Below are 15,702 nucleotides of genomic sequence, written 5' to 3'. Positions count from 1 at the left end.
AGTGTTTATTTAGAGTATATTTATGGATAGAAGCTTGTACGACTACTTTTTTACATGTAAATATATATGCTCTGATTTTTCGCGCACAAAGGGAAAGACACAGGGAAGGTGTGTTTTTCATTCCTTTCCTGTGTCTTAGTTTTAATCAGCAAACACGTGTTTTCCAATTTGCAGGTTCGTCGACCGCGTCCAAATCCAATCTGATGTAGCCAGTACAGGGTTGTAATAGTAATGCGATCCTTTGGATGGGTCATACCCGTTCCAAGCTTTCTTCACGGCACGATAGGCGCTTTGTCCGGGTGCTAAATGATACTGGCCATCCTGTACAGCCGTGAACGCGTTTTTTTCTTTGATCACTTCTTCTACCGTTCCTGGAAATTCAGAAGATTGAAGCCGGTTATGAATGACAGCAGCCACAGCCACCTGTCCTTCAAACGTTTCTCCTCTGGCTTCCCCGTGAACGACCCGGGCCAGCTTATCGACTTCCTTTAATTTGTGAAGGGTATTCTCTCCAGCCTTCCCATCGACAGCCAGACCGAAGTCAGCTTGAAACTCCTGAACCGCGTTGTTTGTTAAGGGACCGTAATAGCTGGTCGGATTAGTATGTAAATATCCCATATGAACCAATGACTGCTGCAGCTCCTTCACTTCTGGACCTTCTTCCTCTTGCTGCAATAAATCTTCCTGTGCTGCCGCCTGCGGAACAAAAACGAATAAAAACAAAAGAGTCCAACCTGTAGAAATGATTTTTTTCATATCATCAACCTCCTTCGATAACCTATCCCCCTTTTTTCTTTATTCATAAACATGAATTCGGCTTTAGAAACAGAAATAAGAAGTAAGTCTTACATTTTTTTATACGCTCTGCTGTTCGTTAAGAACCCATAAGCTGAGGATCGGCCATATTGTGAAACGAATCCGGCTGAATGTGAACGGCATTTATCGTGTTCCCCTGGCATGGACGTTATGAAGTTTTTGAGGGTTTAATCCCGGCAAAAGCAGCAGCAATGATAAGGAAGGAAGCAGCGGCTAGAACAAAATAAATGATAGAAGATTGATGCTTCATCAGTAAGGCGGTCACTGGAGGGCCGGCAGCTACTCCAACAAACCGCATACTGCTGTAAAAGGAAGTGACCAGGCCTCTTTCTTCTTTTTCAATCCCTTCGGTGATAAGCGCGTCAAGACAAGGCAAAGCCAATCCAATGCCGATGCCGGCAGAAGATAACAGTGTCAAAAGCCATATCAAGGTCACATCCTCTCTTACAAAAACGAGAGAAATGGTAGTAAGAGCAGCGCCGATAAGGATAAATCGTCTCATTTTTTGTTTGTTTTCTCCAATTAGTTTTCCACTTAAATACGAAGTCGAACATAGGAAAAGAAGCGGTACGGCTAACAGCAGGCCTTTGATATATCCTTTTATGTGATATTGATCTTCCAAAAGAGAAGATAAGTGAAACAGTACGCCAAATAAAACAAACATCAATATACCGCCGATGAAAAAAACAGCATACAGCCAGCGTCCGTTAAAATGAAAAGTTTTTTTAATACCTGTGAGAAAAACAGAAAAGGATTTATCTTTTTTTGATCCGTTCGGGGAACTTTTACCAGAAACCATACGAGAAGCATCGACATCAACGAAAGCACCGGCACAGCCATAAATGGCATATACCACACCAAGACAGCCAGCAGCGCTCCGATGATAGGACTTAATACTTTTCCGAGCGTATTCGCTGTTTCAATGATCCCCAGTCCGTGGCTTACTTCCTCTTCCTGCTTGAACATATCCCCGACAGTAGGTAAAACGACCGGGAATGCGCCGGCTGAACCAATTCCCTGGACTATCCGGCCGAGTAGAATAAGTAGATAAGGTTTATCCAGCTGCCAGGCAGCAACAGCCGACACCGCGCCTCCTGCAGCAACCATCATCAGACTGGTAACTATTATTTTTTTCCTGCCCCATTTATCCGAAAGGTATCCCGATACCGGAATACACAGAATAGCTGTAATAGAATATGCCGATATGATTAAACTGGATTGAAACGAAGTAATATTGATTTCGCGCTCAATGACCGGCAGAACGGGGATAAACATTGAATTTCCCAGCGTCATCATTAAAGGAATGGAAGCCAGCGCCATTAAGTCCCATTTTTTATCTTCCATTTTTTCTCCGCCTTTCTTCCTTCAACCCTGTTATTTGAAGAAGGAAAGGATAAATGTACGAGCCTTATAATAAAGGATATTCTTTTTTATTGTTATCCCTTTCATTTCTTCTTACTTCTTTTAGATTCTTTTTCAGCCTGCAACGCGGGCTTTTCTTCTTTTAATGCCTTAAGCAGCGCGAACACCATCATAATCATAATAATGGAGAACGGGAAAGCAGCAACAATCATTGTATTTTCAAGCGCCTGCAGTCCACCGGAATAAAGTAGAATGACAGCAGTGGCAGAAAGCATAACCCCCCAGGTGAATTTCACTTTCACGGCGGGATTCATTGTTCCGTTTGAAGTCTGCATTCCGAGTACAAATGTAGCCGAATCAGCTGACGTGATAAAAAAGACGCTGATCAACCCCATCGCCAGTATGGACATTGCCAAGCCGTATGGATAATGCTCGAAAACACCGAATAATGCTTCCTCTTCAGACAACTTTGAAATGGCCGCTGTGCCTTCTGCTTCCAGTAAAATTGAAGCACCTCCAAATACCGAGAACCATAAAAAGCTGACAAGGGGAGGTACGACCAATACCCCGGCGGTAAACTGCCGCAGGGTCCTGCCTTTTGAAACCCGTGCAATAAACGTACCTACAAAGGGGGACCAGGCAATCCACCACGCCCAGTAAAAAATCGTCCAGTCGTTTATCCATTCCCTTGCGTTCTCTGTAAGCGGTGCAATTCGGAAACTCATAGCAGGCAGGGTTTGAATGTATTTTCCAAGCGTATTGGTGAATAAGTTCAGCATATATAATGTCGGACCGACGATGAGAATAAAGATGAATAACAACAGGGCAAGAACCATGTTGGTGTTGCTTAATATCCGTATTCCTTTGTTCAGGCCGGTCGAAGCCGAGATCAGAAACAAAACAGTGACAACAGCAATAATCGCAAACTGATTCCAAAATCCGATGCCAAGATCGGTGATAAACGACAGCCCTCCATTAATCTGCACGGCTCCGAAACCAAGTGTCGTTGCTACACCTGTTACTGTTGCTGTAACAGCGATAATATCAATGGTTTTACCAAGTGCTCCGTCTGTATTCATCAAAACATTTAATGAGGAGCTCACGGTTCCACTTGCCCCCCGTCTGAATTTAAAATACGCAAGACATAAGGCAATAATCGCGTAAATAGCCCACGCATGAATGCCCCAGTGAAAAAAAGTGTACCGCATCGCCTCTTTAATGGCTTCGGGCGTTTTCACATCGCTTGTAGGTGAGTTCACTGCATAGTGGTGTATAGGTTCTGCTGCTCCCCAAAAAACAAGCCCTATCCCCATCCCTGCACTGAATAGCATCGCAAACCACGTGAACATATTATAATCCGGTTTATCATCCGGTTTTCCAAGCTTTACTCGTCCGTAGGGACTGACTATTATATACAGGCAAACAAGGACAAAGAGAGAAACAACAATTAAATAATACCAGCCGAACCGCTGAGATATAAAAGCCTGGACTGCTGCTGTTACACCTTCAAGTACATGGGGTGCGGAAGCTCCCAGAATCACTGCCAAAACCAAAATACCAATTGTTATATAAAAAACCCATCCGACAGCACTATTTTTCATTTCTCCTTCCTCCTTCCTTGTCGTTATTATGTTTTTTGATTCCACTTTTATACATTAATGATGTGTCACGTTTTAGTTAACATAATAAAATGATGGGTAACAAACAGAGACCAGGAAGTCAGTCCTGATCTCTGTTCTTTTTGCCGTATCACTCTGATTCATCTGTCAGGAATTCGCGTGCAAAAGCCGTTTCTGTACGGTCAGGAACGTCTGTGAATCGTTCCCGAACTGTTTTTTCACCATTGCCCTGATCCTGCCGGGTCAGACCGAACCAGGTTGCCCCTGCACCAGCTCCGAGCAATGTCATGAACATACTCCATCTTCCCCAGTTCTGATTTCTTCTATTGTTCCATCCCATAAAGCCTCGTCGGCGGCCCATCTGCATGAAAGGAACATTCCAGCGAAAGTTATTCATCCTTTTATTCCCCTTTTTCTTCGAAATGAAGCATGGAGAATAGGTCCCCACATCTGTAGTTTGAACAGACATCTGCGGGATTATCATACCTTATATTCCCATGGACGGGTTCTCCCGCTTTTGGTACAGTCTTACGATTGATCGTGCTCGTGAGCGCGCTTATCTGCAGCACGGGACCTTGATTGAGCTTCTTTATCCTCCAGATCAGCGGTATCTTCCGCAAATTCCACATCCATTCCCTCCCGTTGAATGTCTTTTTCGGGGGTCTGGGATAATTTATCCTTTGGTTTATGCTGGTTATTTCGTGACTGTCCTCTAGTCATGTTGATACCTCCTTTCGTTTTAGATTTGTTCGTTTTAGGTTTTCCTATACAAAAAAACAGGGCTCCATCTGGAACCCTGCATTGATCCATTTTTTAAGTGGATACGTGAAATTCGCGTCCGTCGTGCACAGCGTCAATGTATGCGGCACGGATGACGTAATCGCCGAATGGTTCACCTTCCTGCCGTTCTCTGGCATATTCATGCAGCATAGGCTGAAGAATGTTTAGTATCTCTTCTTCGCCGATATTTTCCCGGTACAGTTTATTTAGACGTTCCCCGGCAAAACCGCCGCCGAGATACAAATTGTATTTGCCGGGTCCTTTCCCGATAAAGCCGATTTCTCCAAGGGTGGACCGGGCGCAGCCGTTCGGACAGCCGGTCATGCGGATCGTGATTTCATTATCCCTGATCCCGGCTTCATCCATCGTCGTTTCCAGTTTTTCAAGAAGGGACGGGAGATACCGTTCGGATTCGGCCATTGCAAGTCCGCATGTCGGGAATGCTACACATGCCATGGCGTTACGACGCAGAGCTGAGTCTCTCTCTCCGTCGGATAGACCGTACTGCTCGACGAGTTCATTAATTTTTTTCTTTTTCTGGCTCGTCACGTTCCCGATGATAAGGTTCTGGTTGGGACTGAGACGGAATTCACCGGTGTGAACCTTGGCGATTTCCCGAAGGGCCGTCATGAGCTGATACTCTTCTGTGTCTTTAATACGACCGTTTTCAATGAAGAGCGTCAAGTGCCAGCGGTTGTTACTTCCTTTCATCCAGCCGTAGCGGTCCCCATTTGAATCAAAATGGTACTTGCGTTCTTCTTCAAGATCCCAGCCGAGACGTTCTTTTAATTCGTTTTTCAGCCAGTCAATCCCGTGGGCGTCAATCGTGTATTTAAAGCGCGCATTTTTGCGGTTGGACCGGTTGCCGTAATCGCGCTGGATCGTCAGTAGTTTTTCGCATGCCTCCACGATATGGTCCACCGGACAGAATCCAATCACCCGTCCCAGCTGCGGGTAGGTGTCTGTTTCTCCGTGCGTCATACCAAGACCGCCTCCGACAGCAATGTTAAAGCCCTGCAGTGTATTGTTTTCCACAATCGCAATCAGCCCGATATCCTGAGAAAATACATCAATATCATTGGAAGGCGGTACAGCAATGCCGATTTTAAATTTACGCGGCAGGTAAACGTCTTTGTATAATGGTTCCGTTTCTTCTGAGCTGTCCACTACTTTCTCTTCGTTGAGCCAGATTTCATGGTAGGCTTTCGTCTGCGGAAGAAGATGTTCACTGATGTTTTTGGCAGCTTCCTGTACTTCTTCATGAATGTCTGACTCATATGGATTAGGAGCAGCCATCACATTACGGTTTACGTCGCCGCAGGCCGCAATCGTATCGAGCATGGCTTCATTCATGGCCTGCATGTTTTTTTTCATATTCCACTTCATAATACCATGCATCTGAAAGGTTTGCCTTGTAGTCAGCCGAAGCGTACCATTTCCGTAGTCATGTGCAATACGGTCCATTGTAAGCCACTGTTCCGGTGTGGCCGTTCCCCCTGGAAGCCGTACTCTCACCATAAAGGAATAGGCTGGTTCGAGCTTTTGTCTACGCCTTTCGTTTCGGAGGTCCCGGTCATCCTGCATGTAACTGCCGTGAAACTTTGTTAACTGGGCATCATCAGCCGATATATCAGCCGTGAGAGGATCGGCCAGAGACTCTTCGATCGTACCGCGGAGGTAATTACTTTCCCGTTTAATTCGTTCATTGTCACTGGGCGGGCCTTGTTTGGCCGGAGTTGTCTGTTTGTTTTCCATGATGGTTCTCCTTCCCTCACTGATTAATACACATCACGCTGATAGCGTTTTTGCTGCTGCAGATCTTCCAGATAGGCATCTGCATCCTCTTCACTCATGCTGCCTTCCTGCTGCAGAATGGTTTTCATCGCCTCGTGCACGTCACTTGCCATATATTCCTCATCTCCACATACGTATACAATCGCGCCTTCCATGAGCCAGGCATAGAAGTCCCGGCTCTTTTCAAGCATGCGGTGCTGCACATAAACTTTTTCCTCCGTATCACGGGAGAATGCCATGTCCATTTTCGACAGTACGCCTTCCTTCAACCAGCGCTGCCACTCTACCTGATACAGAAAATCAGTTGAAAAATGCTGTTCTCCAAAAAAGAACCATGATTTCCCTTTGGCTTCCTGTTCCTCCCGTTCTTCAAGAAATGCACGGAACGGTGCCGCTCCAGTTCCCGGACCGATCATAATAATAGGCGTATCTGTATCTTCCGGAAGTTTGAAATTCGGGTTTTTTTGGATGAAAACCGGGAGTTTTTCTCCGATTTCAGCTCTCTCCGCACATTGACCAGAGCAGACTCCTGTCCTGCTGCGGCCGTGGGCATCATACCGTACAGTTCCAATTGTCAAATGCACTTCCTCCGGATTGGCCGCACTGCTGCTTGCAATGGAATAAAGGCGCGGAGGAATTTTACGGAGGATCGGAAGGAATTCGCTGACTGGTACATTCCAAGGCATAAAATCCCGTCCGAGGTCTATTAAATCTCTTCCATAAATGTACTCACGTAATTCATCTTCATTTCCTTCTTTTACCAATTCATGCAGCTTTTCATTATCTGAAAGCGGAGCTGCTTTTTCAAGAAGCGGTTTCGTGAGGACGGTAATTTCATACGTGCCTGTAAGAGCTTCCCGTACGGTTTTTGTATCTCCTTTTTTGTTGACAACCACAAGTTCGTCCGGATCCCAGCTCATTTCATCCATGAGCTTTTCCACGAGCTCCGGTTCATTCTCCGGATACAACCCGACGCTGTCGCCGGGAGCGAATGCAAGACCGGAATCTTCGAGTGACAGTTCCAGATGTCTCGTTTCTTTATTGGATCCTCTGCCGCTTAGATTGATATTTTCAAGAAGTTCTGCCTGAAAAGGGTTGGTTCTGGAATGGGCTGGTTTTGATTCAGCCGGCGCCGGAGCACCTACGCCCACCGGCTGGGGTGCTGCCTGGGAAACCTGGGCTTTACTCTGTTCCACTTCTTTGATTAACGTTTCAACGACACCATCGACCCATTCCGCAGCATCTTCATCAAAATCCACGTCGCACTCGACCCGGTCATACAGCCTGTCTCCGCCAAGTTCCTCGAGGCGTTTATCAAATTCCCTGCCGGTCTGACAGAAATGCTCATACGATGTGTCGCCGAGCGCAAGAACCGAATAATGAACATTTTCCAGTTTCGGCGCTTTCCGGCCGTTCAGGAATTCATGAAACGAAATGGCGTTGTCAGGTGGATCTCCTTCTCCATGTGTACTGACAATGATAAAGAGATTTTCCACCTTTTTCAGGGCATTGGTTTTAAACTGATCCATCGCAGAAAGAGTGACAGTAAAGTCCCGGTCTTCCAGCTTTTTGGAAAGTTCTTCCGCAATCCCCTGCCCGTTACCGGTCTGGGAACCAAACAAAATAGTCGCCTCTTTTGACACTTCAGACCCCTGTGCCTCGGCCTGCAGAATCGCCTCGGCGGCTGGTGCCTGCGTTGCAGCGGCAGTTTCGGTGGACAACGCGGCAGGCGAAGCTGCTATATAACCGCTGAGCCAGATTTTCTGCTGTTCAGTAAGTGTTGGCAGCAGACGGTTTAAAAGATCGATTTGATCTTGGTTGAACGGACTGTTGTTCACTTGAAGATCCAATGATTATACACCTCACAAAGGATTAACGGATAATCCAGTTTTTCTTTCACTATGTATATATGAAAGGGGGAAATACCATGATAGAAGCAATTTGATTAGTGTTCATGCTATATTCATTATCCCTATCTGTCAAGTTGGTTTTCGGGCTTTGCCGAAATTCCTTCTATTTAAAGTTATAAATAAACTTATAACAAAAGATAATAAATCGTAAACCGCCTTTTTTACCAACATAAAAAACCACCACAATCCCTCAGGAAAGCGGTGGTTCGGAGTTTATTGTTCCTGTCCGTTTTTTACCCAGGATGCCACCTGGATGGTTCTCTTCGTCTGGTGTTTTACAGCAGGTTCAATATCCATTTTCATCTGACCTTCTCCATCAACAGTGACCGATGTGCCGTACGGGTTGCCGCCGGTACTGAATGTGACAGGATCACTGTAACCAGGCGCTGCGATAATCGCACCCCAGTGCATCATCGTCGTGTACAGGCTTTTCACGGTAGCTTCCTGTCCACCGTGGTCGTTCATGGCAGAACTCATGCCGCTGACGACTTTATTGACGAGTTTTCCTTCTCCCCAGAGTCCGCCGGTCTGATCAAGAAACTGTTTCATTTGTCCCGGTACGTTCCCAAAACGGGTAGGCATGCTGAAAAGAATCGCATCCGCCCAGTCGAGGTCTTCCGGTTTTGCTTCCGGTATGTCTTTGGTTTCTTCCAGGTGTGCTTTCCATGCTGGATTGGATTCAATGGCTTCCTGCGGTGCAAGTTCCGCTGTACGGGCCACGTAAACGTTGGCGCCGGCTTCTTTAGCGGCTTCTTCGGCCCATTTGGCCATCCGGTAGTTTGTACCTGTGGAACTGTAATACACGATTGCTATGTTAACTGCTGTCATTGATTCATCGCTCCTTTTCGTTTTAAACATATCAAATAATCCCATGGTAAATGTTTGTGTCCTCCTCAATGGAATACTTTACATTCTTCTTACAACCGGTATAGTACGTATCACCTCCTATGCAGAATAATCTTCCGCAGCAATTCCCAATTTTTTCAGCATCGGGATAAGCTGTTCCTTTTCTTCGTCGGATAAAACAGAAAACAATTCCTGGATGCGTGCCGCGTGTTTTGGGAAAATGTGGTCCATCAGTGCTTTCCCTTCCTGTGTAATCACGGCATAAATAACCCGTCGGTCGTTTGGGCAGCGCTCTCTCGTTAGAAGATCCTGTTTTTCAAGTTTATCGATGACATACGTCATACTGCCGCTTGTCATTAAGATACGCTTGCCGATATGCTGAATCGGCTGACTCCCCTTGTGATACAGCAGTTCAAGCACTGCAAAGGCATTGGGATTCAACCCATGGTTTTTCATATCCTGGACCAGGGTCTTCTCTATCGAGTGGTAAGCTTTGGATAACACAACCATCATTTTTAACGAAACGTCAACGTTGTTTTCGGGGTGACTCATTCGTACCATCACCTTTAATAATATTTCAAATTAAAATATCTTTAATTAAGTATATTATAATAAATAAGACGTTTCTTTTCAAGAATTACTCATAGACAATTCCGTATTTCTTTCTGCGAATATTGTCGAACGAGTGAAAGTGTGATACTTTATCAAATGACGTACTTTTATTTATATATTGCAATAAATGTTCCGTGAAAACCGAACATTTATTGCAGGGGAAGGAGATTTAATATGCTGGAGATTTTCAAGGATATCTTGGCTGCAGTCAGCGGAGTGCTGAATGGTCTGCCGCAGGGTCTGCTCGCCCTGGCGTTTGGATTTGCCTCTGTGCCCACGGCTCTGGCATTTGTCGTTGGAGCTGCCGGAAGTCCTGCCGCCGGCAATGCCGCCGTCATTTCCTACCAGGCGGAGTCAATTGCAGTCGCAGGTACAATGGGCCGCAGTATGCGGGAGAGGCTGTCCATGATTTTTATAGGAGCTTTCATTCTGCTTGTCATTGGACTGTTGGGTGTGCTCGAATGGGTGATCGACTGGATCGGTCCGGTGATTACCAATGGAATGATGGCCGGAGTCGGCATTATGCTTTCCAAAGTAGCCTGGGACATGGCCAAGAACGACCGCCTCGCAGGAATTGTTTCATTTGTCAGTGCACTGATCGTGTACATGGCGCTTCAGGATTTAGTGTATACGATTACCGTTTCTGTCATTCTCGCCAGTATCGCTTCGCATTTTCAAAAACGGAATGCAGCCGGTCCGAAAGAAGAAGCACTTCCAAGTGAAAGATTTGCCATGCAGAAGATCATCTTCAGTCCCATGGTTCTCCGCGGAGCGCTCGCCATGGTTTGTCTGAATATTGGAGCCAATATCGCGTTCGGACGGATTAATCAGGACATCTCCGGCATGGACGTTGATATTGATACGCTTACGATCATCAGCAGCCTTGCTGATATGGCGTCCTCTCTGTTTGGGGGAGCTCCGGTGGAAGTGATTATTTCGGCAACAGCAAGCGCCCCTCACGCTGTTTGGTCGGGGGTTCTCATGATGGGACTGATGGCTGTTATTCTATTTGCCGGATGGCTTCCAAAAATAGGACGATACGTTCCCAGTGCTTCTATTTCAGGATTTTTATTTGTTCTTGGCGCTATTGTTACGCTGCCTTCCAATGCAGCAGCTGCGCTTGCCGGAGAAGGAGCCGGAACCGGTGTTGTCGGGGGAATGACGATGGTTGTTACAGCGGTAACCGATCCATTTCTTGGTATGCTGGCAGGTATCATTATGGAGTTTTTGATTGGAATATTCGGCTTTTAAGGAGGAGATTTTATGTCTACGTATACCCTGCAGGTGGCCGGTTTGACGAGGGAACTTCCTGTCATTCAGGTTTCGCCTGAGGTGAGTATCGCGAGTTTTGTCGTTTTGGGGGATACGGAAATAATCACGGCAGCAGCGCCGCTTCTGGCCGCAAAACTTCCAGAGGTGGATATGCTTGTCACAGCAGAGGCAAAAGGGATCCCTTTTGTTCACGAGCTTTCCAAGCAACTTGGAATGAGCCGCTGTGTAGTCGCAAGAAAAAGTGTGAAACCATATATGAATGAACCGCTTATCACCTCCACCACCTCGATTACAACACAAAAAGAACAGCAGCTTGTGCTTGATGAAAACGATGCTGCCCTGCTGGACGGAAAACGTATTGCTCTTGTCGATGATGTGATCAGTACCGGAGAATCGCTGCAGGCACTTGAAACCCTTGTAGAGAAAGCAGGCGGTGACGTGAAGACGAAAGCAGCTATTCTTGCCGAAGGAAATGCAGCAGACATGCCCGGCATTACCTTTTTAGAAAAACTGCCTTTATTTACACCGCAGTAAAGGAACGGAGTCCGGAGTCACCCGGACATTTTTTCTGCTTTTGTGCATGCGGGGTCAAGGTGTTCCATAGAATGTAGTAATTGGGTCGGAGAAAAGAGGGAACGGAATGATTGTTATTTCCGGTGAGCCGTTCCACCCTCCTGCCGGGTGGGTGTTGGACGAAGTAGAACAAAAGATTCTCGAATACCTTCAGCAGGATGCTGTCTCTCATTCTTACAACTCCTATGAAGAGTTACAATTTGATCTTCGTTACCGCAGGCACGCCATTGAAGCAGCTGAAGCATTACAGAAGAGCGGGGCATCGTTTGAGATTTTCGCGGATACTTACGCTGATCCAAATTACTGGAATGTGACCAGTGCCGGCGGTCTCCGTCTGCGGTACGGCACTTCCCCTGCTGAAGCTCTTCAGGATATTTACCGCAACGGCAGTGCCTATGGATTTGAATGTGCGACAGCCATGATCATCGTTTTTTATTATGCTGCGCTGCAGACAATCGGACAGACGGCGTTTAACCGGCTTTTCCCGAATCTTTATTTGTACAGCTGGCATATGGACACAGATCTTGGGCTGCAGTCCATACAAACGGATTTCTACATCCCGGGCGACGTCGTGTATTTTAACAATCCGGATTTTCATTCCGATTCTCCGCAGTGGCAGGGTGAAAATGCTGTCGTATTAATGAATGATTTGTTTTTCGGGCACGGTATAGGGATAACAACAGCAAACGAGATGATCCGAGTCTTAAATGAGCTGCGTCAACCAGGCAGTGATCAGAGTGCTTATATCACCAACGTCGTCACCAGAGCTGACACCCGCCGTCTCTACAGACGTTCACAAACAACGGTCCGAAACAACAGCTGGATTCAAAAACCTTCTGTTATCGTCATCCAGCACAATGAAACATCCATATCATATAAACGATATCAGGATTATCTTTATTAGCAGCTATGAGTCTGGGACAAAACCTGTATAAGATAGAAAAATGCCGAACGATTTTTTAAAATCGTTCGGCATTTTTCATTGCTGAGACAAACCGCTACGCCAAAATGCTTCGCTTTTACTCCAGAGCACAAGGGCGACATCGATTCGCCGGGGCTCATCGTGTCTTCTTTGCCGCGGGCACGGCTCAAGCCTCCTCGGAAGAAAACCGCTTCCTGCGGGGTCCCCGAGACTCGTGCTGTTCTGAGCAGGAGTCGAAGCATTTTGGCTCCGCTGCCATTCGACTGTTGAGCAACGATGCAGGACATTCGTGTTGTCCTCCACCTATTTTACTTTTATTCCAGACTCTGTCTGTGATAAAAAGAATATAATCACGGGCAACGGGCAGAAGCGGAAAGCGTCCGCCTGTAGCGCATGCCCAGCACGTTAGTGAAACATTTACTGGCTGGTAGTAGACTTTTGATACAGCTCCTTACATTGGTTTTAAAACAGTTCGCTGCATGGGAACTCCACCCATCGGCAGGGTATACCCCTGGAGCAGATAGCTTCGGCCGTCTATAAGAAAATATCTATCTCCTTCATACACCGCATCATATCCTCTGGCGGTGAGTTCTTGTTCCACTGCTGTACCGTATTCATCCAACTGATCATAACGGTGATTCAGGGTGAACGATATCACATTTTTCCGGTACCCTGATAACCAGTTAAAGAACCACAGCACAGCACCAGCTCCGATGATATAGATGAGCGGGATATAAGGACCCTCCTTCGCTGCTTCTTTTAAATGTTAAGATTCGCTGTTATTTGTAACGTTTCTCCATGGAAACCTGTTTTTCCATCATTTCATAGGATTTTTCGATGATGTCGGTTATTACATCTCCTTTATAAACTTTTCCGTACTTTGTGTGTTTCTGATAGTACGCGGTCAGCTCATCTAATTTTGCGGCCGTATCTTTTTCCACCCGTACGTTCAACTGGATTCTATTGTCCTCCGGCACAGTCTTCACCTTCTTTCCCTGTTAAAGCTAGCAAATTGCTAGCAGATGCTATCAGGTTGCTTTATGAAGGATAACACATTTCGATAAAAAGGAACACCGCCTGCAGGAGCGGTGTTCCTACATATTTTTTTATTAGATGACTTGTCTGTCCCAGAAACGGTGACAGGCGACAGCTTCAATAAAGGCCGGGGTAAAGGCATCGGGGTCCTCTCCTTTTATCACCCCGGGCGCCGTGTCGATTCCCTGCTCCTCAACCCAGGCTTTTCCTTCATGGGTAGCACCGATTGGTTTACAGTGGAAGAATGTTTCATCAATGAAGTCTTTTGCTTTTTTACGGAACGCTTCATCTGTATTTTGGCCGCCTGCGCAGTACAATGCATCAAACAACAGAGAATCTGCTGTCAGGAAGGTGTGCTGCACCTCCAGTTCAGGACCGTCGACCGCCTTACAGGTGCCGAGTGTACTGCTGATAATCTCCGGATGGAGTCCTTCTTTTCTCAGGCCGGCAATGACATCGTTCACTTCTTTTCCGTTAAAGCCATCACCAACAATAACACCGACTTTCCGTGTTTCCGCTTTAAACGAGGTATTCTTCTGGCTCAAGGCCGGGGATGATTTTGTGATGTTTGATCCGCCTTCCTGCGGAACTTCTATACCCAGATTTTCTGCCACCGGCTGGGCCAGATTCAGAGAAATGCTGCTCAGCATATCAACAATCTGCTGCTGTACCGAACGACTTTCACATTTACCCAGCTCAAAACTGTAGCCGTTAATCGTGTGTTCTTTCTCTACATCGCTCAAGCTGTTCCAGAATAGTGCTGCCTGTGAAAAGTGGTCTTTGAAACTTTCACTCCGGGCCCGGATTTTGTGCCCTTCCACTTTCTCCTGATAATGAACATAACCGCCTTCTTCTTCACTGGCCGGTTCCGGTGTATTGTCTGCAAGCGAATTTTTGTGATAACTGACCTGTCCGGTATTAATCGTCGTACGGTGCATGGCATCCCGCTGATTGTTATGAAACGGACAGACCGGACGATTGACCGGAAGTTCGTGGAAGTTCGGTCCGCCAAGTCTTGATATCTGGGTATCTGTATACGAGAAAAGTCTTCCCTGCAGCAGCGGATCGTTCGAAAAATCAATACCGGAGACTACATGTCCTGGATGAAACGCTGCCTGCTCTGTTTCTGCAAACACGTTATCTACATTCCGATTCAAGGTTAACTTGCCGACAATCTGCACCGGCACTTCTTCTTCCGGCCACACTTTTGTTGGGTCGAGAATGTCAAAATCAAAGTTGAATTCCTCGTCTTCCCGGATGATCTGAAATCCGAGTTCCCATTCCGGATAATCACCGTTTTCAATCGCTTCATATAAATCGCGGCGGTGGAAGTCTATATCTTTTCCGGAAAGTTTTTGTGCTTCATCCCATACAAGCGAATGAACACCGAGTTTCGGTTTCCAATGGAACTTCACAAAATGTGCTTCCCCTTTTTCGTTTACCAGGCGGAAGGTGTGGACGCCGAATCCTTCCATCATGCGAAAGCTCCGCGGAATGCCGCGGTCTGACATTGCCCACATCGACATGTGTGCCGCTTCCTGATTATTCGCAACAAAATCCCAGAACGTGTCATGCGCAGAACCTCCCTGCGGCATCTCATTATGGGGTTCGGGTTTTACGGCATGAACCAGGTCGGGGAATTTCATAGCGTCCTGAATGAAGAAAATCGGGATGTTATTACCGACAAGGTCAAAGTTTCCTTCATCGGTATAGAATTTCGTCGCGAAGCCGCGCACATCCCTGACCGTATCCGGGGAACCTTTTGATCCCTGCACCGTAGAAAAACGGACGAATACGGGCGTCGTTTTTTGAGGGTCCGTTAAAAAGTCGGCCTTCGTATACTTTTTCATGGAATCATCATACACATGAAAATCACCATACGCACCATATCCCCTCGCGTGAACAATCCGCTCCGGTATCCGCTCATGATCAAAGTGGGTCATTTTTTCACGGAAATGGAAGTCTTCCATCAACGTTGGTCCGCGTTCACCTGCTTTGAGCGAAAATTCATCTTCGGATACCTTCTGTCCCTGGTTGGTCGTCATCTTTTTCCCCTGGTCATAGGTACGGTACTGTTCAAGCTGCTCATCTTTACGGTTGCTGGTCGACTTACGATCGTTGCTCATTATGTGCAGCCTCCTTCGCTGATATAGTCTACTTT

General features: G+C 46.5%; 14 protein-coding genes and 1 pseudogene. 3 read left to right on the top strand and 12 right to left on the bottom strand.

Going from position 1 to position 15,702, the window contains the following annotated elements:
- Window positions 1-141: 141 nt before the first annotated feature.
- From BM058_RS05300 to BM058_RS05260, 9 genes and pseudogenes are all read right to left on the bottom strand, one after another.
- On the bottom strand, window positions 142-756 hold the full coding sequence (locus tag BM058_RS05300) for a cell wall hydrolase (RefSeq protein ID WP_090925991.1): 615 nt from the start codon (window positions 754-756) through the stop codon (window positions 142-144).
- A gap of 295 nt (window positions 757-1,051) precedes the next feature.
- A pseudogene (locus tag BM058_RS18790) lies at window positions 1,052-2,091 on the bottom strand (MFS transporter); the annotation flags it as partial.
- Between the two features lie 170 nt (window positions 2,092-2,261).
- Window positions 2,262-3,779, bottom strand: a complete 1,518-nt coding sequence (locus BM058_RS05290) for a BCCT family transporter (protein WP_090925990.1) — start codon at window positions 3,777-3,779, stop codon at window positions 2,262-2,264.
- Between the two features lie 148 nt (window positions 3,780-3,927).
- Entirely contained in the window at window positions 3,928-4,194 is a 267-nt protein-coding gene (locus BM058_RS05285) for a hypothetical protein (RefSeq protein WP_090925989.1), read from the bottom strand.
- A gap of 131 nt (window positions 4,195-4,325) precedes the next feature.
- Window positions 4,326-4,517 carry a YfhD family protein gene (locus BM058_RS05280; protein ID WP_090925988.1) on the bottom strand — a complete coding sequence of 64 codons (192 nt, stop codon included), beginning with the start codon at window positions 4,515-4,517 and terminating at the stop codon, window positions 4,326-4,328.
- 93 nt (window positions 4,518-4,610) lie between these two features.
- A complete protein-coding gene (gene cysI, locus BM058_RS05275) occupies window positions 4,611-6,332 on the bottom strand; it encodes an assimilatory sulfite reductase (NADPH) hemoprotein subunit (RefSeq protein WP_090925987.1) in 1,722 nt (573 codons plus the stop codon).
- Between the two features lie 23 nt (window positions 6,333-6,355).
- Window positions 6,356-8,221, bottom strand: coding sequence for an assimilatory sulfite reductase (NADPH) flavoprotein subunit (locus BM058_RS05270; protein ID WP_090925986.1), 1,866 nt, complete (start codon window positions 8,219-8,221; stop codon window positions 6,356-6,358).
- A 273-nt stretch (window positions 8,222-8,494) separates the two neighbouring features.
- Window positions 8,495-9,109, bottom strand: a complete 615-nt coding sequence (gene wrbA, locus BM058_RS05265; RefSeq protein ID WP_090926099.1) for an NAD(P)H:quinone oxidoreductase — start codon at window positions 9,107-9,109, stop codon at window positions 8,495-8,497.
- A gap of 117 nt (window positions 9,110-9,226) precedes the next feature.
- Window positions 9,227-9,688, bottom strand: a complete 462-nt coding sequence (locus tag BM058_RS05260) for a MarR family winged helix-turn-helix transcriptional regulator (RefSeq protein WP_090925985.1) — start codon at window positions 9,686-9,688, stop codon at window positions 9,227-9,229.
- A 225-nt stretch (window positions 9,689-9,913) separates the two neighbouring features.
- Here BM058_RS05260 and BM058_RS05255 point away from each other — a divergent pair, with 225 nt between their 5' ends.
- From BM058_RS05255 to BM058_RS05245, 3 genes are all read left to right on the top strand, one after another.
- A complete protein-coding gene (locus tag BM058_RS05255; protein WP_090925984.1) occupies window positions 9,914-10,990 on the top strand; it encodes a guanine permease in 1,077 nt (358 codons plus the stop codon).
- A gap of 12 nt (window positions 10,991-11,002) precedes the next feature.
- On the top strand, window positions 11,003-11,545 hold the full coding sequence (locus tag BM058_RS05250; RefSeq protein WP_090925983.1) for a phosphoribosyltransferase family protein: 543 nt from the start codon (window positions 11,003-11,005) through the stop codon (window positions 11,543-11,545).
- A 106-nt stretch (window positions 11,546-11,651) separates the two neighbouring features.
- Window positions 11,652-12,488 (top strand): protein-glutamine gamma-glutamyltransferase, encoded by an 837-nt coding sequence (locus BM058_RS05245; protein ID WP_090925982.1) that lies wholly within the window; start codon window positions 11,652-11,654, stop codon window positions 12,486-12,488.
- 469 nt (window positions 12,489-12,957) lie between these two features.
- Here BM058_RS05245 and BM058_RS05235 read toward each other — a convergent pair whose 3' ends face one another.
- The 3 genes from BM058_RS05235 to BM058_RS05225 form a co-directional block, all read right to left on the bottom strand.
- Window positions 12,958-13,206, bottom strand: a complete 249-nt coding sequence (locus tag BM058_RS05235) for a hypothetical protein (protein WP_245736851.1) — start codon at window positions 13,204-13,206, stop codon at window positions 12,958-12,960.
- Window positions 13,207-13,285: 79 nt separating this feature from the next.
- Window positions 13,286-13,483 (bottom strand): hypothetical protein, encoded by a 198-nt coding sequence (locus BM058_RS05230; protein WP_090925979.1) that lies wholly within the window; start codon window positions 13,481-13,483, stop codon window positions 13,286-13,288.
- Between the two features lie 132 nt (window positions 13,484-13,615).
- The gene (locus BM058_RS05225) at window positions 13,616-15,667 is read right to left on the bottom strand and encodes a catalase (RefSeq protein WP_090925978.1); all 2,052 of its coding nucleotides are present in this window, start codon (window positions 15,665-15,667) and stop codon (window positions 13,616-13,618) included.
- Window positions 15,668-15,702 lie beyond the last annotated feature (35 nt).

This window comes from Salibacterium qingdaonense (assembly GCF_900114715.1).
Classification (GTDB): Bacteria; Bacillota; Bacilli; order Bacillales; family Marinococcaceae; genus Salibacterium; species Salibacterium qingdaonense.
Note: the sequence above shows the minus strand (reverse complement) of the source record. Positions and strands in the feature narration are given on the sequence as shown.

What these genes read in the sequence shown, in the direction of transcription:
- BM058_RS05280 (WP_090925988.1), bottom strand. Translation starts at nt 4,517, where the DNA reads ATGACTAGAGGACAGTCACGAAATAACCAGCATAAACCAAAGGATAAA.
- BM058_RS05250 (WP_090925983.1), top strand. Translation starts at nt 11,003, where the DNA reads ATGTCTACGTATACCCTGCAGGTGGCCGGTTTGACGAGGGAACTTCCT.
- wrbA (WP_090926099.1), bottom strand. Translation starts at nt 9,109, where the DNA reads ATGACAGCAGTTAACATAGCAATCGTGTATTACAGTTCCACAGGTACA.
- BM058_RS05255 (WP_090925984.1), top strand. Translation starts at nt 9,914, where the DNA reads ATGCTGGAGATTTTCAAGGATATCTTGGCTGCAGTCAGCGGAGTGCTG.
- BM058_RS05260 (WP_090925985.1), bottom strand. Translation starts at nt 9,688, where the DNA reads ATGGTACGAATGAGTCACCCCGAAAACAACGTTGACGTTTCGTTAAAA.
- BM058_RS05245 (WP_090925982.1), top strand. Translation starts at nt 11,652, where the DNA reads ATGATTGTTATTTCCGGTGAGCCGTTCCACCCTCCTGCCGGGTGGGTG.
- BM058_RS05225 (WP_090925978.1), bottom strand. Translation starts at nt 15,667, where the DNA reads ATGAGCAACGATCGTAAGTCGACCAGCAACCGTAAAGATGAGCAGCTT.
- BM058_RS05285 (WP_090925989.1), bottom strand. Translation starts at nt 4,194, where the DNA reads ATGAATAACTTTCGCTGGAATGTTCCTTTCATGCAGATGGGCCGCCGA.
- BM058_RS05300 (WP_090925991.1), bottom strand. Translation starts at nt 756, where the DNA reads ATGAAAAAAATCATTTCTACAGGTTGGACTCTTTTGTTTTTATTCGTT.
- BM058_RS05290 (WP_090925990.1), bottom strand. Translation starts at nt 3,779, where the DNA reads ATGAAAAATAGTGCTGTCGGATGGGTTTTTTATATAACAATTGGTATT.
- cysI (WP_090925987.1), bottom strand. Translation starts at nt 6,332, where the DNA reads ATGGAAAACAAACAGACAACTCCGGCCAAACAAGGCCCGCCCAGTGAC.